This is a genomic window from Aminobacter sp. J41 (genome assembly GCF_000526635.1).
Lineage (GTDB): Bacteria > Pseudomonadota > Alphaproteobacteria > Rhizobiales > Rhizobiaceae > Aerobium.
On the sequence record NZ_JAGL01000001.1, the window covers coordinates 209330 to 230655 of the forward strand.

Consider the following 21326-nt stretch of genomic DNA (forward strand, 5'->3'; position numbering starts at 1 on the left):
GCACGCCGCTGTCAATCAAAAGCTGATGAAAACACTCATAGATCAATAACTTAGAACGATTCTAAGTTCGCCCCGACTGCGACAAAGTTGTTCAGCCGGAACCATATCAATGCCCGCCAATTTACGGGCATGAACAACTGGAAGAGAAGCGTGCGAGATACCCGGATTGACGTCATCAGGGCGGTGGCCCTGATCACCATCTTCATAAATCACGTTCCCGGCAACCCACTGGAATCGTTGACGACGAAGAACTTCGGTTTCTCGGACGCCGCCGAAGCCTTCGTGCTGATCTCCGGCATCTCCGCCGCCTTCGCCTATGGGCTGAAGTTCAACTGGCAGAGCGCATTGCCGCTGACCTTGAAGATGTGGCGCCGGGCGGGCGTCCTCTACATGGCGCAGCTCGGCACGACGATGGCGACGCTCGGCATCTTCTCCTACTTCGCGCTACAATTTGCCGCGCCGGAGCTGCTCGAAAAGATCAACATCGGTCCGGTGATGGACGACACCGCCGCGGCGCTGTTCGGTATCGTCACGCTCGGTCACCAGCTGGGCTACAACAACATCCTGTCGATGTACGCGGCAGTGCTGGTGCTCCTGCCGGTCTTCCTGATCATCGGCCGCTTCAGCCAGCTGGCGATGGTGGCCGCCTCGGGCCTCGTCTGGCTGCTCGCCGGCATCTACAAGGTCGGCCCACTCAACTACCCGAACGACGGCGTGTGGTTCCTCAACCCGCTGTCGTGGCAGTTCCTGTTCGTGATCGGCCTTGCCGGCATGACCTACGTCAAGCGCGGCGGCAAGCTGCCACGCAACCCGTTGCTGATCGGCATCGCCGCTGCCTATGCCGTGCTGGCGCTCGTCTGGGTGAAGCTGCCGCTGTGGGGCGTCGACATCTCTATGGGCCTGCCTGCTGTGCTCACCGGCTTCGACAAGACCTACCTGTCGCTGCCGCGCCTGCTGCACGTCCTGTCGATCGCTTATCTCGTCGTCAGCCTGCCGTGGGTGAACGGCCTTGCCCGCCTGCCGGAAAACAATCCGCTGTCGATCATGGGCCGCCACGCGCTTCCCGTATTCGTCACCGGCACCATCCTGTCGATGGCGGCACAGGCCTGGCGCATGGTGTTCGTGACCAACCTCGAGGTCGACATCGCGATCGTTGCTGCCGGCATCGTGCTGCAGTTCGCCGTTGCCTGGTACATCGAGTGGTACCGCGGCGTCCAGAATGGCTGGAAGGCGGCTTCGACTTCGGGCATACCGGCGCGTCATGGCGAAGCAACTACCGTCCCTGCCCGTATCGCAAGTTCTGCCCCGGCTGCTCGACGCTCTGTCTGAGCGCGAATCCGCAGTCCTCGTCGCGCCGCCTGGCGCCGGCAAGACCACCCTCGTCCCGCTCGCCCTGCTCGATGCAGCATGGCGGGGGGACGGCAGGATCCTTCTCCTCGAACCAAGGCGGCTCGCCGCACGCGCCGCCGCGCGCCGCATGGCGGCAATGCTCGGCGAGGAACCCGGCGAAACAATCGGGTATGCCATGCGCATGGACAGCCGCGTCTCGGCCAAGACGCGCATCCTCGTCGTCACCGAGGGCATCCTCTCGCGCATGATCCTCGACGACGCGGAACTCACCGGCGTCTCGGCCATCCTCTTCGACGAATTCCATGAGCGCTCGCTCGACGGCGACTTCGGCCTGGCGCTCGCCCTCGACGTGCAGGCGGCGCTGCGGCCGGAACTCAAGATCCTCGTGATGTCGGCCACCATCGACGGCGCGCGGGTCGCAAACCTACTCGGCGAGGCTCCCGTGATCGAAAGCGCGGGGCGCAGCTTCCCGATCGAGATCCGCTACCGCGAGCGCCCGGCCGACCAGCGCATCGAAGATGCAATGGCGGAGGCCTGCCGCATGGTCTTTGCCGAGGAGGAAGGCAGCGTGCTCGCCTTCCTGCCGGGCCAGCGCGAGATCGAGCGCACGGCGGAGCTGCTGGAAGGCAGGCTTCCCGCCAATGTCGACATCACGCCGCTCTTTGGCGGGCTCGACGGCAAGGCGCAGGACGCGGCGATCCGCAAGGCGCCGGCGGGGCGCCGCAAGCTGGTGCTCGCCACCTCGATTGCCGAGACTTCGATCACGATCGACGGCGTGCGGGTGGTAATCGACTCCGGCCTTGCGCGGCTGCCGAAATACGAGCCCGCCACAGGACTGACGCGGCTTGAGACCGTGCGCGTCTCGCGCGCTTCAGCCGACCAGCGCGCCGGACGTGCGGGACGAACCGAGCCGGGCGTGGCGCTCAGGCTCTGGCGTGCGGAGCAGACGGCCGCACTGCCTGCCTTCAGCCCGCCGGAGATTCTCGAGGCTGATCTGTCGGGGCTGGTGCTGGACGCGGCAGCGTTCGGCGTCAGCGATCCGGCGACGCTTTCCTTCCTCGACAAGCCGCCGGCGCCGGCTCTTGCCGAAGCGCGCAGCCTGCTTGGCGAACTCGGCGCGCTCGACGAAAACGGGCGCATCACGCCGACCGGCGAAGCAATGCGCAAGCTCGCCCTGCCCGCCCGTCTCGCGCACATGGTGACGGAAGCGCCCGACGGGAGGCTTGCGGCGCAGCTCGCGGTGTTGCTGACCGAGCGTGGCCTTGGCGGCAATTCGGTTGATCTCGAACGGCGGATTTCCTCGTTCCGCAACGACCGCAGTCCGCGCGCACAGGCCGCGAAGGGCATGGCGGAGAAGCTGGCGCGAGGCGCGGAGGCGTCGGCGCGGGGAAATACCCCCACCCCGAACCCCTCCCCACAAGGGGGAGGGGAACGTTGGCAATCGTCACCGCAAGGTGCGGACGGAGAGAACTTATCAGGTGGGCCCGCCGAAACGGGTAACGTAACGGGTTCAGGTGGTACCTCAAAATCCCCCTCCCCCTTGTGGGGAGGGGCTAGGGGTGGGGGTACCAGGGACGCTGCTGCCCGCAACAGCGCCAGCCAGGAAACCTCTGCCGGCGCGGTCCTGCTCCTCGCCTATCCCGATCGCGTCGCGAAGGCGCGGGGCGAATATGGCCGCTTCGTGCTGGCGAACGGGCGCGGGGCGATGCTCGACCCGACGGAGCCGCTGGCGCGCGAGGAGTTTCTCGTCGTCGCCGACCTGCAGGGCAAGGCGCAGAATGCACGCATCGCCGCCGCCTGCGCCGTGACCGAAGACGAGGTGCGGCGGGTGCTGGCCGACCGATTGGAAACCGTGACCGAAAGCGTGTTCGACCCGGAGCGCCGCTCGGTGCGCGTACGCGAGACGACGCGTCTTGGCGCGATCCGGCTCGCCGAAAGGCAGCTGCCCCCGCCAAAGGGCCCGGAGGCGGACAAGGCGGTGGTGGAGGCGGTGCGAACCCACGGGCTCGCCATCCTCGAATGGGGCAAGGGCGCGGAGACGCTGCGCCGGCGCCTCGCCTGGCTGCACAAGGGCCTGGGCGACCCATGGCCTGACATGAGCGACGCGGCGCTGATCGAAAAGCTCGACGACTGGCTGCTGCCGTTCCTGTCCGGCGAAGCGTCGCTTGCCCGGATCGACCAGCAGGTGCTGACCAACGGGCTGATGTCGCTGGTGCCCTACGAGCTGCAGCGCAAGGTCGGCGAGCTCGCACCGACGCACTTCACCGCACCCACCGGCAACTCGCTGCCGATCCGCTACGACGAGGAGCGGCCGGTGCTGGCGATCCGCGTGCAGGAGCTGTTCGGCCTCGACAAGCATCCTTCGATCGCCAACGGGACCGTGCCGCTGACGCTGGAGCTGCTGTCGCCGGCGCACCGGCCGATCCAGACGACCCAGGACCTGCCTGGCTTCTGGCGCGGCTCGTGGGCCGACGTGCGCGCGGACATGCGCGGGCGCTATCCGAAGCATGTGTGGCCGGAAAATCCGCTGGAGGCAGCCCCGACAGCGCGGGCAAAACCGCGCGGCCAGTAACGTTTCCGCACTTGGCGTGGCCGAGGCGCACGCGTATACCCTTGGACATGCTGACGAATATGGGCAAGCCAGACCCCCAGCAGATACACCATCTGCGCCTCAACACGCTGATCCGGCTGCGGTGGCTTGCGATCGTCGGCCAGAGCGCCGCGGTCCTCCTCGTCGCCTACCTGCTCGAATTCCCGCTGCCGGTGAGTCTTTGCTTCGCGCTGATCGCGCTGTCGGCGTGGCTCAACCTGTTCCTCGCCTTCCGCTATCCGGCGACGCATCGCCTGCCTCCGGAAGCTGCGCTCGCGATCATGCTATTCGACGCGCTGCAGCTGGCGGGCCTCCTCTACATGACCGGCGGCCTCACCAACCCGTTCTCGCTGCTGATGACGGTGCCGGTGGTGATTTCGGCGACGTCGCTGCCGGCGCGCTGGACGATGCTGCTGGGCCTCCTCGTCGTCGGCATGGCGACGATCCTGATGTTCTTCCACCTGCCGCTGCCGTGGACGCCGGGCGAAACGCTCAAGATGCCGTTCATCTACATCTTCGGCATGTGGGTGGCGGTGGTGTCGTCGATCGCGTTCACCGCCGTCTATGCCTACCGGGTGGCGGAGGAAGCGCGCCTGCTGGCAAACGCGCTCGCCGCGACCGAACTCATCCTGCAACGCGAGCAGCACCTGTCGGCGCTCGACGGCCTTGCCGCCGCCGCCGCGCACGAGCTCGGCACGCCGCTCGCCACCATCGCGCTGGTCGCCAAGGAAATGGAGCGCGCGCTCGGCGACGATAACCGTTTCCGCGAGGACGTGACCTTGCTGCGCAGCCAATCGGAACGCTGCCGCGACATCCTCAAGCGCCTCACCAGCCTGTCGAGCGAGGGCGAGGTGCACATGGCGCGCCTGCCGCTGACCTCGCTGATCGAGGAGGTGATTGCGCCGCACCGCGAATTCGGCATCGAGATCGTGCTGCAGCCGGGCAACTGCCAGGGTTCCGAGCCGGTCGGACGGCGCAATCCCGGCGTGATCTACGGCCTCGGCAACCTCGTCGAGAACGCGGTCGACTTTGCCCGCGAGAAGGTGGAACTCAGCTGGCAGTGGAACGAGCGGCGCGTCGAGCTCAAGCTGGTCGACGACGGGCCGGGCTACCCAGCCGAGATTGTCGACCGCATCGGCGAACCCTACATGTCAAGACGGTCGCCCGCCGAGGGCGGACGCGGGCTCGGCCTCGGCCTGTTCATCGCCAAGACGCTGCTGGAGCGCTCGGGCGCGAGCGTCAGCTTCGGCAATTCGAGCGAACCCGGAAAAGGCGCGGTGGTCAGGGTTACCTGGCCGCGCGAAGCGTTCCTGTCGCGCACCCCCGCGGCCGAAGCGAGCTATTGAGTTGGACGAAAGCATGAAGAGGCGCTAGATCGCCTAAAGAACAGGAAGATCGGAGCGGCAGGCATGACTGAGGAAGTATCCCCCGACGTGACGCAGATCCTGGGCGAGGACCGGACCTTGCTCATCGTCGAAGATGACAGGCCGTTCCTGACGCGACTGGCACGGGCCATGGAAGGCCGCGGCTTCATCGTCGACACCGCAGAGTCGGTCGAAGACGCGATCGCCAAGGTTAAGGCCGCCCCGCCGGCCTATGCCGTGGTCGACATGCGGCTTGGCGACGGCAACGGCCTCGACGTGGTGGCGGCACTTCGCGAAAAGCGTGAGGATGCCCGCGCGATCATCCTGACCGGCTATGGCAACATCGCCACGGCCGTCACCGCCGTAAAGCTCGGCGCCATCGACTACCTGTCGAAGCCGGCCGACGCCGACGACGTCTACGCGGCGCTCACCCGCACCGGAGCGGAAAAGGTTGCTCCGCCGGAAAACCCGATGTCAGCCGACCGCGTGCGCTGGGAGCACATCCAGCGCGTCTACGAGATGTGCGACCGCAATGTCTCGGAAACGGCGCGCCGGCTCAACATGCACCGCCGCACGCTGCAGCGCATCCTTGCCAAGCGCGCGCCGCGCTAGAGCTCAATCCTCATCGTCCAGGGCCGGGATCGACACCCCGGCCATTTCGGCTGCCGTGAGCCGCGCCGCACCGGCGCGGGCTATGCGCAGCATCAGTGACTTGCGCGTTGCCGGCGGCAGGCGATGTTCCGGCGCCTCGCGAAGCATCTCGGCGCCATAGCCGTCGGAGAGGATGAAGCCGCACTCTTCCGGAAAAATCTCCGCCGGAACCTGCGGGTGCGTGGCAAAGAAGAAGCGGTCGCAATAGTCGCGGTATTCCGGCCACTTCCGGTCGACGCGAAAATCTTCGACCGACGATTTAATTTCGATGATCCAGATCTCGCCCTTTCTCGTCATGGCGAGGAGGTCGGAGCGGCGGCCGTTAGGCAGACAAAGCTCCGGCAGCGAGGTGATGCTCATCTCGAGCAGCAGGCGCTGCACGCCCCGGCGCACCAGCATCGCGCGCTCGGACTGGCGTCCGTCGAGAAGCGGATTGACGGGAACAGGTGAAATGATCGGCATGGCCCGAACATGCCACTGGCGGGCCTTCGTTGCAAAGCCGGGCTGAGGTGAAAAACTGCCACTTCCCGTCAGGGGCGAACAATGACGCAGCGTCAGGAAATACTTTCCGCGAGAGCCCCTTACCGCACGCAATAGTTGCTATTTTGCAATAGCGCGAAAGAAACAATGCGTCACGGAGCGTGACCGACGCAGCTGTCACTTGGCAATTTCTGGCGCCCGCAATATGGAAACCATGACAGGAATGTGGCTCGAATCGGGCCGCAAATTGGCCCTACGCATTCAGGCGACACATGCAGTCGAGACGGACATTTCTTTTGGGAGCGCTGAGCGCGACTGCTGCACTGGCAGGTTGCACCGCTGGCGAACTCAGCATCTTTACCGCAGAATACGGTGCAAAGCGCGATGCCGGCTACCAGCTGCCGTCGATCCCGATTCACCAGGTGCCGCGCCAGTACCATCGCCAGGTGGTCCGCTACAGGACGGACGAGAAGCCGGGCACGGTGATCGTCGACACCAAGGACAAGTTCCTCTACCTCGTCATGGCCGACGGCAAGGCGATGCGCTACGGCATCGGCGTCGGCCGCGAAGGTTTCGAGTGGAGCGGCACCACGCGCGTCGCGATGAAGCGCGAGTGGCCGACCTGGACGCCGCCCGCCGAGATGATCAAGCGCCAGCCGGAACTCGCCAAGTGGCGCAACGGCCAGCCGGGCGGCCTCAGCAACCCGCTTGGCGCCCGCGCGCTCTACCTCTTCAACAAGCGCGGCGACACCGGCTACCGCCTGCACGGCACGCCGGAATGGAACTCGATCGGCCGCAACGTCTCCTCCGGCTGCGTGCGCCTGATGAACCAGGACATCATCGACCTCTACAACCGCGTCGAGATCGGCGCGAAGGTGGTCGTCATCTGACAGGAATCTACCGCGAACCGTCTAGGCAACACATTGACGTCGCAACAAGAAGCCGGGCAGCAATGCCCGGTTTCTTGGTTTTGGGCGGTGTTTAGGAGGCGACGAGACGAGGTTTCGTTGAGTGCGTAGTCCTGCGCCGCCGGTTCCGTTTCACCGTTCAGGCATGGATCCCCTGCTCGCGCCCGCTCCGCGGGCCTGGCGGGGATGACGAAGCTGAAGCGTTAAGCAAAGCAGCAGCCGCGCGGGCGGGACGTCAATGTCCGTTCGAGACCTCTCAAGGTCGTCATGCCACGGCTCGACCGTGGCATCCACTCCTGAACACCTCCGTAACACGGCGGTGCAAGCAGTGCCCGCCGCACCAGGCTTCAACGTTCAGGCATGGATCCCCTGCTCGCGCCCGCTTCGCGGGCTTAGCGGAGATGACGAAGTTGAAGCGTGAGAGCGAAGCGGTGGCGCGGGCGGGACGCCAATGTCCGTTCGAGACCTCTCAAGGTCGTCATGCCACGGCTCGACCGTGGCATCCATGCGTGAACGTTGCAGCCGCAGGGCGATGCAAAAGCGGATATCGACCACGCGATCCCCGGCGGGATCGTTGGTGACAAAGCCCGCGCTCGTATTGAAACGAACAGCAATCCGAGGGCGGTGCTCGCGCGGCAGCGGATCGTCGGAGATTTGCTCGGCCGGGCGGTGCTCGGCGATGCCCTCGTCGTGGATGCGGCGTGCCCATCAGCCCCCTCCACCATGATTCGCATGGTCCCCCTCCCCCATAAATGGGGGAGGATCCCGGGGCTGCGGCCGTCTTCGGCGGAAGTGCTTGCTGGGAAAACAGGAGGTACCTTCTCGCCCTAAAAGCCCCTAAGCCCCTACTCCACTACGCCCCTATCCACCTAATAACCCACCCCGCGCGCCATCATCGCCGCGAAGACGAGGATTGCCAGCAGGGCGGCGCCTTCGGCGCGAAGCCAGGGACGGACAAGGGCGATTTGGGAAGAAGAAACAGGCTGATTTGCCTTTCGCCACTTCTGGAAACGCAGGGTCGGCTTGATCGAAAACAGCCCGACGAGGACGAACGAGGCGACCTTGGCCCAGAAAACCCAATAGCCGCCGTAATAGTCCCAGCCCTTGAGGCCGAGGAAGACGCGGGCAAAGCCGACGACGAGCGCGAGCATCGCGAGCCCGCCATAGGCGGCATCGAACTTCGCCAGCCGCGCAGTGCCCTCGCCGTCGAGGCCGGGACGAACGAAGGCCACGCGGACTGCGTAAACCGCGAAGATCGAAAAGACGACGACATGATGCAGGATTGCAAGGCCAAGGTCCGTCAGCACGGCCATTCCTCCCGTCCGTTGCGCGGACGGGAGGTTCCCGCAGTTCTTCCCCTGCGTCAACTCAGGCGGGCAGATGCGCCCTAGACGCCAAAGGTGACGAACCCTTCCGGGCTGATCCGCCATGCCGGGTTGTAGGCAACCTCCCAGGCGTGGCCGTCGGGGTCGGCGACATAGCCGCGAAAGCCGCCGTGCGGCGGCGCGTCGGCCGCGCGCAGCAGCGTCCCGCCGGCGTCCAGCAGGCGCCGCATCACCGCCTCCACCTCGTTGCGGGTGGCGACATTGTGAGCGAGCGCAAAGGCGCCACGGGTGGAGAGCCGGTCCCGGTTCATGTCCTCTTCGAGCGAGGCGATCAGGAAGGTGCCGAGGACAAAGCCGTTCATCTGGTAGAAGATGATGTCCTCGTTTTCGAACACCGGCTGCCAGCCAAAACCTTCGGTGTAGAAGCGGCGCGAGCGCGCGAGTTCGGCAATGCCGAGGGTGATGACAGAAATTTGCTGCTGCATGGCCATAACCTCCATTCGCCGCCGCGGAATTGCGGCTGCGTCCAGGGTCATGGGGCTCGCCCGATCAGGCTGCCAGGACCCACAGGTTCCGCCTGTGGGGGCTGGGCCAACCGCACCAGCCTCTCCTTTTCTGACTCCATGAGGCTAGCAACGAAAGCCCAGCCGTTCAACCGCCGGGCCTGACCTCGCGCGCCTCACGCGCCGAAACGGCCTTGTGGAGATGCACCATCATCGCCGCCGCAAACAGCGGGCCGATCAGGTTGACGACCGGCACCGACAGAACGCCAGCAATGATGAGACCGGCGAGGAACACGGTGCCTGCGTTGCGGCGGCGCAGTGCCTTTGCCTCCGCCTCGCTGCGGAAGCGCATGGCGGCGAACTCGAAGAATTCGCGGCCGATCAGGTAGCCGTTGACGACGAAGAAGGCGATGAAGTTGATGCCGGGAATGAGGAGAAGCAGCAGCGCAAACAGGTTGCCGGCGACGACCAGCAACAGGAACTTCGTCGAGACCAGGATCGAGGTTGCGAGGGGGAGCGCGCGGCCTGGTCCGTCCTGCGGATAATCCTCCTTCTCGATGATCTCGGCGACATCATCGAGGAAGAGGCCCGCGACCAGGGCCGTTACCGGCGCAATCAACAGGCCGAGCCCGAGCGCCAGCGCAATGCCGGCGAGGATCGCCGCGATCCAGCCGAACCAGCTCGTCCAGTCGGGCAGATCCGGCAGCAGGCTCTGCAGCGAAGGCAGCGCGAAGGCCTCGAACACGCCGGTGATGACGAACCACAGGCCAATCAGCGCCAGGATCGTCAGGCCGAGCGACTTCCAGAGGACGGCGCGGAACTCGCGGGTGAAGAGTCGGGCGGCGGCGGCGCTCGCGGCTTCAACGATCATGGGCTCTCCTTTGTCGGAAAGGAGATAGGCGGCCCGCCCCCTCCCGGCAAGGTTGCAGTGCCTGTCTAGAACCCCGCGAGATCGCGCATGCGCTGCTCGTAGGGTTTCACCGCCTCGGCATAGGCCGCGCCTTCCGCCCGGACGCCAGCGAGCCGTTCGGCAGCCTGCTTCATCTCGGCAACGATCTCCGCGCGCTGGCTGTCGCTAAGGCCGCCAATGCGCCCGATCTTTTCGGTGAGGCCCCTGCTGATTTCCTCGAACTCGTCCTCGGGGACGAGCGCGATCAGGCCCTTCAGCGTCCGCTCATACGCCTCGCGCCAGCTTGGCCGAGAAAAGCCGGCCGCCGGGATGAGCCCGCTTTCCTCGCTGTCGAACTCGTACCAGTCGTCGGCGGCTTCCTCATCGTAATAGACGCTTTCGCCGCGCGCTCTCGCGAGTTCTTCGAGCACCTCGACAACGAGGCCGGCCTCGCGGCTCGAAAAGGCGAGTGCTGGCGAAGAGTGCAGTAGAGCCAGCGCCACCATGGCGGCGATCGGGATCAGCCAGCGCATGCTAGTAGCCCTGATAGGAGAGGTTGCAGTCGCGCATGACGGCAGCTTCCGCCTGCCGCGCCTGCGCATTGGCGATCATGCCGCCGGCGCTGGAGGCAACGCTTGCGGCTACCGCGCCGCCACGCCCACCCCATCCGCCGAAGCCGCCCACCATGCCCAGCGCGCCGCCGATCATCTGGGCACTGCTCTGGCGCTTGATGGCTTCATCGCAGGCGGCTGCCTTTGCGGCAACGGGTGAAGGCTTGGGCTTTTCCGCAGCGGCGGTGCGGGCAGGCTTTGCCGGCTCGCTGGTGTAGGCGGCCGACTCGGTGGCGGTCTGGCTGCACGCGGCAAGCGACGCGCACAGGACAAGAATGGCGGCGGCTCTCATTGCGGCCTCCGCTGTTTCAGGCGCAGCAGGCGAAGCGGCCGGACAAGGCTGATGATTAAGGCTTTCATCTTGATCCCTTGAGATGGGGTGGATCGGGACTGGTCGCACTTGGCCGGCAGGCTTGCGGGATCCCGGTGCCGGCCGGCCCGCGCTCAGGCTCGTTGCGGGCCGGCCAAGCGGGCGCCGCAGAGGTTCACAGCGCCCTTGGGGAGATCGCGGCTGCGGCTTGACCTTGGGAGGATGCGTGCCGGCCGTCGTGCTTGGGTGCCCGGATAAGGGCAGCAAGCCTCCTTCCTCAACGGAAGAGCCGCGCCGCATAGTCTTTGCGCGTTGCGCATAACCATGCGGAATGACGCGCCCCGGAACCTTTCAGGTGCAGGAACCTTGCAATTGCGGGATCACGGTTTAAACCCGCTCAGGTAATTCATGCCCTCAAACGGCCGTTTGCGGGAATTCCCGGAGAGCTACATGAGCCAGTACGACGTGCTTTGCATCGGCAACGCCATTGTCGACATCATCGCCCGCTGCGATGAAGCCTTTCTCGCAGACAACGGCATCATCAAGGGTGCCATGAACCTGATCGATGCCGAGCGCGCCGAACTGCTTTATAGCCGCATGGGCCCGGCGATCGAGACGTCCGGCGGCAGCGCCGGCAACACGGCGGCGGGCGTTGCCAGCTTCGGCGGCCGCGCCGCCTATTTCGGGAAGGTCAGCAGCGACCATCTCGGCACCATCTTCACCCACGACATTCGCGCGCAAGGCGTTGCCTTCGACACGAAGCCGCTGACGGCCGAGCCGCCCACGGCGCGCTCGATGATCTTCGTCACGCCCGACGGCGAGCGCTCGATGAACACCTATCTTGGCGCCTGCGTCGAGCTTGGTCCGGACGATGTTGAGGAAGAAAAGGCCAAGGGCGCGCTCGTCACCTATTTCGAAGGCTATCTGTGGGATCCGCCGCGCGCCAAGGATGCCATTCGCCTCACCGCCACCCACGCGCATGCCGCCGGCCGCGAGGTGGCGATGACGCTGTCCGACCCGTTCTGCGTCGACCGCTACCGCGACGAGTTTCTGGACCTGATGCGCGCAGGCATCGTCGACATCGTCTTTGCCAATGAGAGCGAGCTGAAGTCGCTCTACCAGACCGAATCCTTCGAAGCCGCGCTCGATGCGATCCGCAAGGATTGCAAGCTTGCCGCTGTCACGCGCTCCGAAAAGGGCTCGGTCGTCGTGCGCGGCGACGAGACGGTCGAGGTCAGGGCGCTCGAGATCGACGAGCTGGTCGACACCACCGGCGCCGGCGACCTTTACGCGGCAGGCTTCCTGTTCGGCTACACCACGGGCCGCAGCCTCGCCGACTGCGGCGCGCTGGGCTCGCTGGCCGCCGGCCTCGTCATCCAGCAGGTCGGCCCGCGCCCGATGCAGAATTTGCGCGAGGAAGCACAACAGCGCGGGCTGCTGTAGAAGGGGCCAGACGCTGTGGCGCTTGGCGCTCAACTTGGGTTGCGCTGGTTGCTGCAAGAAGATCCGCAGACCGAATTCGCGATCTTGTACAGGGTGACAATCCCTTCGTCTGGGCACCGGTAATCCCACTGGCACGCCCTGGATCCTCCCCCATTTATGGGAGAGGGGGACCATGCGCAGCATGGTGGAGGGGGCTCACGGAGCGCCAGCTGCTCCCATACGCCTTCCCGACGCAACATGCGCCGCAATGGCACTGACAACATAACCACCTTTGCGCCCCGTCGTGCCCGCCAAGCCTCTGACGCTCCGCCAGCAGCCCCCCCCACCACCTCCGGTGGTTCCCCTCCCCCGCGAGCGGGGGAGGATCCGGGCGTGCAGGTGGTGACGGCTCGTTTCTACGGGAAATGTTCAGGCATGGATCCTCGGGTCAGGCCCGAGGATGACGAAGCTTGGATGGTTTCGCGAAATTGCGGACGTCCCGCGAACTGAAACGCTGCGGGCATCGTGACAGCGGTACGGCGCTGTTCCAAAACGCTTATCCCATCGTCACCCTCGGGCTTGACCCGAGGGTCCATGCCGGAACGATTCCACAGGCAGCGCCTCGAAAAAAAGAAGCGGACCAAGGGAGCAAGACGTCACGCCGCGCTCACCCTCACGGAATATCCTCTGGCCTTCTGCCCGGGCGGCTGCGATAGGGCGGGAACGACCAGCCGTACCAGAGTGCGCCGCCGCGGATGGCGAGCGCGACCAAAAATGCCGGCGTCGTCGAGGCCGCGATCGGCAGTCCGACAAGCTCGAGGAAGGTGAACACCACCGAGCCCGCCAGTGCGGCCGTGATGTAGATCTCCGGCCGCATCAGCACGGACGGTTCGCCCGCGATCTGGTCGCGCAGGATACCGCCGAAAGCCGCGGTCAGCATGCCCATGACGATGGCGATCGGCGCCGAGCCGGTGACGACCAGGCCCTTCCAGGCGCCGAACACGCAATAGGCGGCAACGCCGACGGCATCCAGCCACAACAGCAGCTTGTAGCGCGACTCGATCAGGTGGGCGGTGAAGTAGACGATGATGGCGACGACGCCGCAGACGAGCAGATAGTCGGGGTTCTGCACCCAGAATACCGGCACGTCGAGGACAAGATCGCGGATGGTGCCGCCGCCGATGCCGGTCAGCCCGGCAAAGAAAAGGAACCCGATGATGTCGAGTTCCTTGCGCGATGCTGCGAGTGCGCCGGTGGCCGCAAAGACGGCAATGCCGGCGTAATCGAGCAGGGTGATCCAGTCCATCGCGGCCTCCTGCTGTTCTGGTTACCGGAAGCCGCGCGGAAAGGAAAGTTAGGCGTCCTTTTCGGCGTTGCCGTTGACCGGACCCGGCTCGACGCCTGCGGACTGATCGGCTGCCGGAGCCGGCTGCTTCGGGCCGCCCTTGGAGACCCCGACCATGGCCGGGCGCAGAACGCGGTCGCCGATGACGTAGCCCGTCTGGACCACCTGGACGACGGTGTTTGCCGGGATCTCCGGGTTCGGCACCTCGAACATCGCCTGGTGGAAGTTCGGGTCGAAGCGCTCGCCTTCGGGGTTGATGCGCTTGACGCCGTGGCGCTCGAGCGCCGACAGCATGGCGCGGCCGGTCAGCTCCACGCCCTCGATCAGCGCCTTGAAGCCGGCATCGCCGCTTTCCTTCGCCTCGGCGGGAATGGCCGCCAGCGCGCGCTCGAGATTGTCCGACACCTGCAGCATGTCGCGGGCGAAGTTCGAGATCGCGTAGGACTTGGCATCCTGCACGTCGCGCTGGGTGCGGCGGCGCAGGTTTTCCATCTCGGCGGCAATACGCAGCGCGCGGTCCTTGAGCTCCTCGTTCTCCTTCACCAGGCGCACGACCACCTCGTAGTCGGCAGCCTCGCCCTGCCCGGCCTCGCCGGCCTGAAAAGCCTCACCGGTCGCTGCCGTCTCTGCGTACTCGTTCTTCGCCGCAGTGTTTTCCTCGGGCGCGCGTTCGTCTTTTGGCTGTTCGCTCATCGCCTGATCCTGTTCTGGAATGATTTAACAGAGTTGCGCCCGATATCGAGGTTCACAGGTGGAAAATCAAGGGGCGCGGGGAGTTATCGCCTGCCGCACCGGTTGCGCGGAATTTTCATCCTCCGGATAAGCTTTGGGCAACCTCGTGCTGGTACCGCTCTCGTCTCAGGGAGCGATCCATGCGCGCAGGCAAGCAAAATCGCCGGGCGTCCCGGCTGGGCTCGTATCGTTCGCGCCGCCGGTCACGGCTGTGGTCGCGGCTCGTCGGGCTGGCGCTCGGCATCGCGGTGCTGGCGGGCCCCGCGCTGTGGGACCGCTACGCCGGGACGGTGACGGATCTGTCGCTGCAGCCGACGGGCGGCAAGGGTGATGGCGAGCAACAGGTGACGCTGGTCGGTCTGATGCGGCCAATGCCGATCTGCGGCGGCGGCAGGCGCGTGACCTGTGTCGTCGACGGCGACACGTTCTGGATCGATGGCGAGAAGGTGCGCATCGAGAGCATCGACGCGCCGGAGATCAACGGCTCATGCCAGCGCGAGCGCGAGCTCGCCCGCCGCGCGACCGAGCGGCTTTCCGAAATCCTCGGTAGCCGGAATTTCCGGCTCGAGCGCCACGGCAAGGACAAGTACGGCCGCACGCTGGCGCTGGTGAAGACGTCTGCCGGCGAGGCGGGCGAGATCCTCGTGCGCGAGGGCCTTGCCCAGCGCTGGGCCGGCCGCAAGGCGCAATGGTGCGGGCAGGACTTGTCTCACTGACATTGCCAGTGCTGCAGTAACAGGTCTCCTTCGGGATTTTTGAGGGCTTCCGCCCCACCCCGCCAGTTGTCAACTACCGCGCTGTTGATGGAAGGGTCTGCCGGACATCTTCAACGCCGCGCTCCACGAGCCCCCTCCACCACCTTCGGTGGTTCCCCTCCCCGCGGTGCGGGGGAGGATCCGAGCGGCAGCGCTTCTGAAAGTCTCGGCCCCGTCAGGCAGCCGCGTCGACGTCCTTGGCAAACGGAATCGCCGGTTGCGCGCCGGGCTTGAGGCATGCAAGCGAGCCAGCGACCGCCGCGCGGCGCAGCGCATCGGCAAGGTTGAGTCCGCTGGCAAGGCCTGCGGCAAGGTAGCCGCAAAAGGTGTCGCCCGCGCCCACGGTGTCGACCGGATCGATCGTGAGTCCTTCGGCTCGCAGGAAGTCGGTTGGCGTCGCGGCCACCACGCCCTCGGCGCCGAGTGTGACCACCACCGTGCGCCCGGTCGTTTCAGCGAAGTCGCGCATTCGAGCTTCGCGGTCGGCGCCGCCAAGGCAGAGCGCCTCTGCATAGAGATCAAACTCCGTCTCGTTGGCGATCACATAGTCGGCCTTGCCGAGAAGGCCTGCCGCCTCCTTCCGGAACGGTGCCGTGTTAAGGAGCGAGATCGCGCTCGTCTGCCGCGCGGCTGTGAGTGCCGCCTCGACGGTCCCAAGCGGAATTTCGTGCTGCAGCAGCAGATAGTCTCCAGCCGCAAGGCCGGCGGCGGCAACGTCATCCTCGTTCACCTCGCCATTGCCGCCCGGCACCACGGCGATGATGTTTTCGCCGTCGGCCCCAACAAGGATCGAGGCGATGCCGGTTGCCGTCTCCGTCGTGCGCACTTTCGAAAGATCAACGCCGCCATCGCGCAGCAGCGCCAGCGCTTCGCCCGCAAACGCGTCGTTGCCGACGGCGCCGACCATCTTCACCTCCGCGCCCGCCCGCCGTGCGGCAAGCGCCTGGTTGGCGCCCTTGCCGCCGGGTGCGGTGGCGAAGGTCTCGCCGGGCACGGTCTCGCCCGGACGCGGCAGGCGCTCGACGGTGGCGATCAGGTCGAGATTGATGGAACCGATGACGACGATCACGAAGTAGTCTCCCTTGCTGTCCGTGATCGCTTAGCCGATTTCTGCCGCTGCGTCAGGAGGAAGCGCCAAGCAGCCGCCCGGCTTCCCAGCCAAGAATGGCGCGCTTGCGCGTCAGGCCCCAGTGATAGCCGGTAAGCGCGCCGGATTTTCCGAGCGCCCGGTGGCAGGGCACGACGAACGACACCGGGTTTGCGCCGACCGCCGCACCCACCGCGCGGCTCGCCGCCGGATTGCCGATCTCGGCCGCGAGGTCCGAATAGGTTTTTGCCCGATTCATCGGAATGCGCAGCAGCGCCTCCCACACCCGGATCTGAAAATCCGAGCCGATCAGCACCACGCGCAGCGGCTGATCCGGCCGCCAGCGGCGCGGGTCGAAGATGCGGGTCGCATAGGGCAAGGTGGCCGCCATGTCCTCGACATAGGTCGCGTTCACCCAGCGCCGCGTCATGTCCTCATAAGCCGCGCGCTCGCCGCCGGCATCGCAGAAGGCAAGGCCGCACAGGCCCCGGTCCGTCGTCATTACCAGCGCGATGCCGAAGGGCGAGAGGTGGTAGCCGTAGCGGATGGTGAGCCCCTTGCCGCGGCTCTTGTAGTCGCCGGGCGACATCGCCTCATGCGCAACGAAGAGGTCGTGCAGCCGGCCGGGCCCCGACATACCGAGCTCAAAGGCGGCGTCGAGCAGCGGCGCGCCCTGGTCGAGCAGCCTTCTTGCATGGTCGAGGGTAACGGCCTGCAAAAAGCCTTTCGGCGTCAGCCCGGCCCAGCGGGTGAACAGCTTTTGCAGCCCCGATGGGGTTTCGCCGACCGCCTCGGCCAGCATGTCCAGCGTCGGCTGCTGGCGGTAGTCGAGGCTGATCAGCTCGATGGCGCGGCGGACGATCTCATAGTCGCTGCCGACCGGCGTGATGTCGCGTTCGAGTGTTGCGGTCTGGACGTTCATGGAACTATCTCCCTGAACGCCAATATCGGACGGCCGGGAGTCATTCGCCACCCGATTCTCGCCAAAGCGGTCTAGCGCTTCGCGGTTGCCAGGGCGCTGCCGAAGGCGGCGGCAAAGCTTTCGCGGTCGTCGGGGTTCAGGAACGAGCCGATCGGCACGCGCCGGCCTTCGCCTTCCACCGCCATGTCGGTGATGCCGATCTCCTCGTGGCGCTGCACGCGGAACTTTGCCCAGAACGGATTGAACGAGAACTGCTGGCGCTTGCCGGAGGGCGCGACCTTCAGGATCTCCAGCGCCGTTCGCGATACGGTCACCTCCTCGCGCGCCCGCGCGGCGCGGTAGTTCACCTTGAAAGCGATGTAGAGAAGAAGCAGATCGAGCCCGAAGAAGCCGAACACCGGCCAGGCGCCGAGCGACATGAAAAACGCCCCGGTGCCGAGCCAGGTGACCGCAAAGATGCTCATGACGATGAGAAAGCCCTTTCGCCCCAGCGAGCGATGGGGCGTCAACAGGGCGCGGAAGATCGGCTCGTCCAAGGCTTTCGTTTCCTGCATGGCGCGCAGTATAGAGGCGGCATGGAAAAGCCCAAGAGCAAAACCGCGTTACCGGCCGCCACCCGTTCCCGCGCTTCTGCGAAGCGTGCGCGCACCCGCTATTCGCAGGCGGAGATTCGCGAGATCTTCCGCCGCTTCTCGATCCAGCGCCCGGAGCCGAAGGGCGAGCTCGAGCACGTCAACGCCTTCACGCTGCTGGTCGCCGTGGTGCTGTCGGCGCAGGCGACCGACGCCGGCGTCAACAAGGCAACGCGCGGCCTGTTTGCCGTCGCCGACACGCCGGAAAAGATGCTGGCGCTGGGCGAGGAAAAGGTCGGCGAATACATCCGCACCATCGGCCTGTGGCGCAACAAGGCCAAGAACGTGATCGCGCTCAGCGAGGCGCTGATCCGCGACTATGGCGGCGAGGTGCCGGCCGACCGCGACGAGCTGGTGAAGCTGCCGGGCGTCGGGCGCAAGACGGCAAACGTGGTGCTCAACATGTCGTTCGGCCAGCCGACCATGGCGGTCGACACGCACATTCTTCGCATCGGCAACCGCATCGGCCTTGCGCCCGGAAAGACGCCGGAGCAGGTCGAGGACATTCTGGTGCGCATCATTCCCGATGAATTCATGCGCCACGCGCACCACTGGCTGATCCTGCACGGCCGCTATGTCTGCAAGGCGAGGAAGCCGGACTGCCCGAAATGCGTCATCGCCGACATCTGCAAGTCGGCCGAGAAGACGACCGACATCCCCGCACCGCTGGTACCGCTCGAAGAGCTGCCCGAGACGGTGTCGGGGGAGGGCCTCCCCTCTCTGACCCGCTTCGGCTCGGTTTAGCGTTCGGGCATGGATCCCCTGCTCGCGCCCGCTTCGCGGGCTTGGCGGGGATGACGAAGTGGAAGCGTGGCAGCAAACTGGCGGGACGGGCACGAGTGGACCGCTGCCCTAAGCATATCCACCTCGTCATGCCACGGCTTGACCGTGGCATCCAGGCCTGAACGCCTCCGACGCACGGCGGTGCAAGCACTGCCCGCCGCAAAACAAAAGCGCCGGAAAATCCGGCGCCTCTGAAGATTAATCAGTTATCCGCGCGTCAGCGCAGAAAGGTCACGCCACCTGTTCGACCTGCTGCACTTCCGGAACGAAGTGGCGAAGCAGGTTCTGGATGCCGTGCTTCAGCGTCGCCGTCGAGGACGGGCAGCCGGCGCAGGCGCCCTTCATGTGCAGGAAGACGGTGCCGTTCTCGTAGCCGCGGAAGGTGATGTCGCCGCCGTCCTGGGCAACGGCCGGGCGCACGCGCGTGTCGAGCAGCTCCTTGATGGTCAGGACGATTTCCTCGTCCTCCTTGTCATAGAACTCCTCGCCGGCGGCGTGGGCATCGTTCTCGGCAATGCGGGTCGCGGACGCCATGACCGGCTGGCCGGACATGAAGTGCTCCATGATCGCGCCGAGGATGGCCGGCTTCAGGTGCTGCCAGTCGTACTCGTCGTTCTTGGTGACGGTGACGAAGTCATAGCCGTAGAAGACGCCGACGACGCCCGGAACATCGAACAGGCGGCCGGCAAGCGGCGACGAATTGCTGGCGGTCTCGGCATCACGGAAATCGGCGGTTCCCTCCGGGAGCACGACCTTGCCAGGCAGGAACTTCAGCGTCGCGGGATTGGGCGTGGATTCGGTCTGGATGAACATGGGCGCTCTCCGCGTCGGAACTTTGGAATTATTCTAAATAATGGTCAACCGGCCGCGCGGCAAGCTGCAATTGGCAGGTCGAGCAATCGTGATCGACCCGAATATGGGGATCAGGGTGCAAATTAGCAATCGCGGAAGGCCGAGCTCAGGTGAAGCTCTCGATTTCCTCGTCGGAGAGGCCCATCGGCACGACCGTGACGGGGATCGGGAAGGCGGCACCCTTGCCGGCGACCGAGGTGACCAAGGGACCCGGGCCTTCCTTGTTGTTGCCGGCGGCGAGCACCAGGATGGCGATGTCCTGGTCTTCCTCGATCAGCTTGTGGATCTCTTCCTTGGTGGTGCCCTCGCGGATGACGAGCTCGGGTTCGATGCCGACCGTCTCGCGCACCTTCACCGCATGCGCATGCAGCGCGTTGCTTGCGGCGGCGTTCGCCTCCTCACGCATGATCTGCTCGACGCCCAGCCAGTGCTGAAAGTCGCCGGGCTCGATGACATGCAAGAGGACGAGCGCGCCGTTGGTCGCCTTGGCACGATAGGCCGCGTAGGCAATCGCGCGCTCCGATTCCGGGGTTCCGTCCGCGATGGCGAGGAACTTTCGCCGGTGACCAGCCTCACGGCTGAGACGTCTTGAAACCATGAATTTTCCCGCTTGGCCGCGCCAATCCGGTGCAATCTGCCATTCGGCAGGTTCCGGGGCAAGCGCGTTGCAACACCCGCCTGCCCCGAAATTTCATCAGTTGTCGAGCAGGCCGACGATCTGCTTGACCGTCTTCATCGTCGCCTCCGCGATCGCGCCGGCGCGCTCGCCGCCGTCACGCAGGACGGAGTCGATGTAAGCGGGATCAGCCTCGAGCTTGCGCATTTCGGTTGCGATCGGCGCGAGCTTGTCGACGGCCAGATCCGCGAGTGCCGGCTTGAAGACCGAGAACTGCTGGCCGCCGAAATCGGCGATCACCTGCTCGCGCGTGGTGCCGGCAAGGGCAGCATAGATGCCGACGAGATTTTCGGCTTCCGGGCGGCCCTTCAGGCCCTCGATGTCGGACGGCAGCGGCTCCGGGTCGGTCTTGGCCTTCTTGATCTTCTTGGAGATCGTGTCGGCATCGTCGGTGAGATTGATGCGCGACAGGTCCGACGGGTCGGACTTCGACATCTTCTTGGTGCCGTCGCGCAGGCTCATGACGCGGGTGATCGGGCCGTCGATCAGCGGCTCGGTCATCGGGAAGAAGCCGTTGACCGTCTCGTCGCCGACCTGCATTTCGACGCCGACGCCCAGCTCGCCGATCTTCTCGGAGAAGTCGTTGTTGAACTTGGCCGCGATGTCGCGGGTAAGTTCCAGGTGCTGCTTCTGGTCGTCGCCGACCGGAACGTGGGTGGCGCGGTAGACGAGAATGTCGGCCGCCATCAGGCTCGGATAGGCGAGCAGGCCAAGCGAAGCGTTCTCGCGGTCCTTGCCGGCCTTGTCCTTGAACTGCGTCATGCGGTTCATCCAGCCGATGCGGGCCACGCAGTTGAAGATCCAGGCAAGCTCGGCGTGCTGCGGCACGCGAGCCTGGTTGAAGACGATGTGCTTCTTCGGGTCGATGCCGGATGCGAGGAATGCCGCGGTGATCGAGCGCGTCTGGGCGCCGAGGTCGCCGTGGACGAGCTGCGCGGTGATCGCGTGCAGGTCAACGACGCAGTAGATGCAGTCGTTGCTTTCCTGCAGGTCGACGAACTTGCGGATCGCGCCTAGATAGTTGCCGAGGTGGAGATTGCCGGTCGGCTGGACGCCGGAGAAGACGAGAGGCTTGAAGCTTGTCATGAACGTGGTCCGGGGCTGGTGGAGGGCCTCGTTGAGCGAGGAGTTGAACGGGT

Annotated in this window: 22 protein-coding genes; 8 read left to right on the forward strand and 14 right to left on the reverse strand. The window is 65.7% G+C overall.

Annotation, left to right across the window (positions count from 1 at the left end; genetic code table 11):
• Positions 1 to 150: 150 nt before the first annotated feature.
• The 4 genes from opgC (at position 151) to L630_RS0101005 (ending at position 5916) form a co-directional block, all read left to right on the forward strand.
• Positions 151 to 1329 (forward strand): OpgC domain-containing protein, encoded by a 1179-nt coding sequence (opgC, locus tag L630_RS0100990; RefSeq protein WP_245263626.1) that lies wholly within the window; start codon positions 151 to 153, stop codon positions 1327 to 1329.
• Positions 1262 to 3922, forward strand: coding sequence for an ATP-dependent helicase HrpB (gene hrpB, locus L630_RS0100995; protein WP_024846423.1), 2661 nt, complete (start codon positions 1262 to 1264; stop codon positions 3920 to 3922). The genes opgC and hrpB overlap by 68 nt, the downstream gene beginning before the upstream one ends.
• Before the next feature lie 59 nt (positions 3923 to 3981).
• A complete protein-coding gene (locus L630_RS0101000) occupies positions 3982 to 5286 on the forward strand; it encodes an ActS/PrrB/RegB family redox-sensitive histidine kinase (RefSeq protein WP_245263627.1) in 1305 nt (434 codons plus the stop codon).
• Between the two features lie 63 nt (positions 5287 to 5349).
• The gene (locus L630_RS0101005) at positions 5350 to 5916 is read left to right on the forward strand and encodes an ActR/PrrA/RegA family redox response regulator transcription factor (RefSeq protein WP_024846425.1); all 567 of its coding nucleotides are present in this window, start codon (positions 5350 to 5352) and stop codon (positions 5914 to 5916) included.
• Between the two features lie 3 nt (positions 5917 to 5919).
• Here the strand turns inward: L630_RS0101005 and L630_RS0101010 are convergent, their stop codons facing one another.
• Positions 5920 to 6417 (reverse strand): MmcB family DNA repair protein, encoded by a 498-nt coding sequence (locus L630_RS0101010; RefSeq protein ID WP_024846426.1) that lies wholly within the window; start codon positions 6415 to 6417, stop codon positions 5920 to 5922.
• A 290-nt stretch (positions 6418 to 6707) separates the two neighbouring features.
• Here L630_RS0101010 and L630_RS0101015 point away from each other — a divergent pair, with 290 nt between their 5' ends.
• Positions 6708 to 7325, forward strand: a complete 618-nt coding sequence (locus L630_RS0101015) for a L,D-transpeptidase (RefSeq protein WP_024846427.1) — start codon at positions 6708 to 6710, stop codon at positions 7323 to 7325.
• 887 nt (positions 7326 to 8212) lie between these two features.
• Here L630_RS0101015 and L630_RS0101025 read toward each other — a convergent pair.
• The 5 genes from L630_RS0101025 to L630_RS0101045 all read right to left on the reverse strand — a co-directional run bounded on the left by L630_RS0101025 (position 8213) and on the right by L630_RS0101045 (position 10963).
• A complete protein-coding gene (locus L630_RS0101025) occupies positions 8213 to 8656 on the reverse strand; it encodes a DUF2214 family protein (RefSeq protein WP_034329075.1) in 444 nt (147 codons plus the stop codon).
• Positions 8657 to 8730: 74 nt separating this feature from the next.
• Positions 8731 to 9153: a VOC family protein gene (locus L630_RS0101030; RefSeq protein WP_024846430.1), complete on the reverse strand. Its 423-nt coding sequence runs from the start codon at positions 9151 to 9153 to the stop codon at positions 8731 to 8733.
• A 166-nt stretch (positions 9154 to 9319) separates the two neighbouring features.
• Positions 9320 to 10042 (reverse strand): sulfate transporter family protein, encoded by a 723-nt coding sequence (locus L630_RS0101035; RefSeq protein WP_024846431.1) that lies wholly within the window; start codon positions 10040 to 10042, stop codon positions 9320 to 9322.
• A gap of 65 nt (positions 10043 to 10107) precedes the next feature.
• Entirely contained in the window at positions 10108 to 10593 is a 486-nt protein-coding gene (locus tag L630_RS0101040; RefSeq protein ID WP_024846432.1) for a hypothetical protein, read from the reverse strand.
• 1 nt (position 10594) lies between these two features.
• Positions 10595 to 10963, reverse strand: a complete 369-nt coding sequence (locus L630_RS0101045) for a hypothetical protein (RefSeq protein ID WP_024846433.1) — start codon at positions 10961 to 10963, stop codon at positions 10595 to 10597.
• 468 nt (positions 10964 to 11431) lie between these two features.
• Here L630_RS0101045 and L630_RS0101050 point away from each other — a divergent pair, with 468 nt between their 5' ends.
• Positions 11432 to 12424, forward strand: a complete 993-nt coding sequence (locus L630_RS0101050) for an adenosine kinase (RefSeq protein ID WP_024846434.1) — start codon at positions 11432 to 11434, stop codon at positions 12422 to 12424.
• A gap of 652 nt (positions 12425 to 13076) precedes the next feature.
• On the opposite strand, the gene L630_RS0101055 is transcribed toward L630_RS0101050, so the two are convergent.
• A complete protein-coding gene (locus L630_RS0101055; RefSeq protein ID WP_024846435.1) occupies positions 13077 to 13709 on the reverse strand; it encodes a trimeric intracellular cation channel family protein in 633 nt (210 codons plus the stop codon).
• Positions 13710 to 13757: 48 nt separating this feature from the next.
• Positions 13758 to 14441 carry a nucleotide exchange factor GrpE gene (grpE, locus tag L630_RS0101060; RefSeq protein ID WP_024846436.1) on the reverse strand — a complete coding sequence of 228 codons (684 nt, stop codon included), beginning with the start codon at positions 14439 to 14441 and terminating at the stop codon, positions 13758 to 13760.
• Positions 14442 to 14620: 179 nt separating this feature from the next.
• Here grpE and L630_RS23320 point away from each other — a divergent pair, with 179 nt between their 5' ends.
• The gene (locus L630_RS23320) at positions 14621 to 15196 is read left to right on the forward strand and encodes a thermonuclease family protein (RefSeq protein WP_024846437.1); all 576 of its coding nucleotides are present in this window, start codon (positions 14621 to 14623) and stop codon (positions 15194 to 15196) included.
• Between the two features lie 214 nt (positions 15197 to 15410).
• Here L630_RS23320 and L630_RS0101070 read toward each other — a convergent pair whose 3' ends face one another.
• The 3 genes from L630_RS0101070 to L630_RS0101080 all read right to left on the reverse strand — a co-directional run bounded on the left by L630_RS0101070 (position 15411) and on the right by L630_RS0101080 (position 17798).
• Positions 15411 to 16304 (reverse strand): ribokinase, encoded by an 894-nt coding sequence (locus L630_RS0101070; RefSeq protein ID WP_024846438.1) that lies wholly within the window; start codon positions 16302 to 16304, stop codon positions 15411 to 15413.
• Between the two features lie 52 nt (positions 16305 to 16356).
• Positions 16357 to 17244 (reverse strand): bifunctional helix-turn-helix domain-containing protein/methylated-DNA--[protein]-cysteine S-methyltransferase, encoded by an 888-nt coding sequence (locus L630_RS0101075; protein WP_024846439.1) that lies wholly within the window; start codon positions 17242 to 17244, stop codon positions 16357 to 16359.
• A gap of 71 nt (positions 17245 to 17315) precedes the next feature.
• Entirely contained in the window at positions 17316 to 17798 is a 483-nt protein-coding gene (locus L630_RS0101080) for a DUF2244 domain-containing protein (RefSeq protein WP_024846440.1), read from the reverse strand.
• Between the two features lie 21 nt (positions 17799 to 17819).
• Here L630_RS0101080 and nth point away from each other — a divergent pair, with 21 nt between their 5' ends.
• Complete coding sequence (gene nth, locus L630_RS0101085; RefSeq protein WP_024846441.1) at positions 17820 to 18620, forward strand: endonuclease III; 801 nt, start codon at positions 17820 to 17822, stop codon at positions 18618 to 18620.
• 270 nt (positions 18621 to 18890) lie between these two features.
• Here nth and L630_RS0101090 read toward each other — a convergent pair whose 3' ends face one another.
• From L630_RS0101090 to trpS, 3 genes are all read right to left on the reverse strand, one after another.
• Positions 18891 to 19472 (reverse strand): NifU family protein, encoded by a 582-nt coding sequence (locus L630_RS0101090; protein WP_024846442.1) that lies wholly within the window; start codon positions 19470 to 19472, stop codon positions 18891 to 18893.
• A gap of 145 nt (positions 19473 to 19617) precedes the next feature.
• A complete protein-coding gene (locus L630_RS0101095) occupies positions 19618 to 20109 on the reverse strand; it encodes a universal stress protein (RefSeq protein ID WP_024846443.1) in 492 nt (163 codons plus the stop codon).
• 96 nt (positions 20110 to 20205) lie between these two features.
• The gene (gene trpS / locus L630_RS0101100) at positions 20206 to 21273 is read right to left on the reverse strand and encodes a tryptophan--tRNA ligase (protein WP_024846444.1); all 1068 of its coding nucleotides are present in this window, start codon (positions 21271 to 21273) and stop codon (positions 20206 to 20208) included.
• Positions 21274 to 21326 lie beyond the last annotated feature (53 nt).

What these genes read in the sequence shown, in the direction of transcription:
- L630_RS0101030 (WP_024846430.1), bottom strand. Translation starts at nt 9,153, where the DNA reads ATGCAGCAGCAAATTTCTGTCATCACCCTCGGCATTGCCGAACTCGCG.
- L630_RS0101045 (WP_024846433.1), bottom strand. Translation starts at nt 10,963, where the DNA reads ATGAGAGCCGCCGCCATTCTTGTCCTGTGCGCGTCGCTTGCCGCGTGC.
- L630_RS0101010 (WP_024846426.1), bottom strand. Translation starts at nt 6,417, where the DNA reads ATGCCGATCATTTCACCTGTTCCCGTCAATCCGCTTCTCGACGGACGC.
- L630_RS0101040 (WP_024846432.1), bottom strand. Translation starts at nt 10,593, where the DNA reads ATGCGCTGGCTGATCCCGATCGCCGCCATGGTGGCGCTGGCTCTACTG.
- L630_RS0101055 (WP_024846435.1), bottom strand. Translation starts at nt 13,709, where the DNA reads ATGGACTGGATCACCCTGCTCGATTACGCCGGCATTGCCGTCTTTGCG.
- L630_RS0101075 (WP_024846439.1), bottom strand. Translation starts at nt 17,244, where the DNA reads ATGAACGTCCAGACCGCAACACTCGAACGCGACATCACGCCGGTCGGC.
- L630_RS0101090 (WP_024846442.1), bottom strand. Translation starts at nt 19,472, where the DNA reads ATGTTCATCCAGACCGAATCCACGCCCAATCCCGCGACGCTGAAGTTC.
- L630_RS0101005 (WP_024846425.1), top strand. Translation starts at nt 5,350, where the DNA reads ATGACTGAGGAAGTATCCCCCGACGTGACGCAGATCCTGGGCGAGGAC.
- L630_RS0101035 (WP_024846431.1), bottom strand. Translation starts at nt 10,042, where the DNA reads ATGATCGTTGAAGCCGCGAGCGCCGCCGCCGCCCGACTCTTCACCCGC.
- hrpB (WP_024846423.1), top strand. Translation starts at nt 1,262, where the DNA reads ATGGCGAAGCAACTACCGTCCCTGCCCGTATCGCAAGTTCTGCCCCGG.
- grpE (WP_024846436.1), bottom strand. Translation starts at nt 14,441, where the DNA reads ATGAGCGAACAGCCAAAAGACGAACGCGCGCCCGAGGAAAACACTGCG.
- L630_RS0101080 (WP_024846440.1), bottom strand. Translation starts at nt 17,798, where the DNA reads ATGCAGGAAACGAAAGCCTTGGACGAGCCGATCTTCCGCGCCCTGTTG.
- nth (WP_024846441.1), top strand. Translation starts at nt 17,820, where the DNA reads ATGGAAAAGCCCAAGAGCAAAACCGCGTTACCGGCCGCCACCCGTTCC.
- L630_RS23320 (WP_024846437.1), top strand. Translation starts at nt 14,621, where the DNA reads ATGCGCGCAGGCAAGCAAAATCGCCGGGCGTCCCGGCTGGGCTCGTAT.
- trpS (WP_024846444.1), bottom strand. Translation starts at nt 21,273, where the DNA reads ATGACAAGCTTCAAGCCTCTCGTCTTCTCCGGCGTCCAGCCGACCGGC.
- L630_RS0101050 (WP_024846434.1), top strand. Translation starts at nt 11,432, where the DNA reads ATGAGCCAGTACGACGTGCTTTGCATCGGCAACGCCATTGTCGACATC.
- L630_RS0101095 (WP_024846443.1), bottom strand. Translation starts at nt 20,109, where the DNA reads ATGGTTTCAAGACGTCTCAGCCGTGAGGCTGGTCACCGGCGAAAGTTC.
- L630_RS0101025 (WP_034329075.1), bottom strand. Translation starts at nt 8,656, where the DNA reads ATGGCCGTGCTGACGGACCTTGGCCTTGCAATCCTGCATCATGTCGTC.
- L630_RS0101015 (WP_024846427.1), top strand. Translation starts at nt 6,708, where the DNA reads ATGCAGTCGAGACGGACATTTCTTTTGGGAGCGCTGAGCGCGACTGCT.
- L630_RS0101000 (WP_245263627.1), top strand. Translation starts at nt 3,982, where the DNA reads ATGGGCAAGCCAGACCCCCAGCAGATACACCATCTGCGCCTCAACACG.